This window comes from Bradyrhizobium sp. Kon10 (assembly GCF_055807395.1).
In genome coordinates this window covers 1-242 of sequence record NZ_JBVVOZ010000361.1, presented here as the reverse complement: position 1 = coordinate 242, position 242 = coordinate 1, and the positions used below count along the sequence as shown (strand labels likewise).

Sequence of the window (242 nt, the reverse complement as noted above, 5' to 3'; positions counted from 1 at the left end):
CAGCCATTTGCCGGCCAGCGGGCCGTCGTAATCGGTGAAGCCGGTGACATTGCCGCCGGGATGGGCGAGATTCTGGACAAAGCCCTGGCTGACAGGATCGGTGACGACGGCGAAAACGATCGGGACCGTCGTCGTGCGCCGGCGCAGCTCCTCCACGGAGGGCGTGCCGACCGCAAGCAGGATGTCGGGCTTGAGCGCCACGAGTTCGTCGGCGAATTGCGCGATCCGTGCGCGGTCGCCGC

General features: G+C 67.8%; 1 protein-coding gene. It reads right to left on the bottom strand.

Features of this window, described 5'->3' with window-relative positions; translation table 11 throughout:
• On the bottom strand, positions 1–242 hold a 242-nt coding region (locus tag AC0L2O_RS37385; protein ID WP_473373273.1), incomplete at both ends, for an ABC transporter substrate binding protein.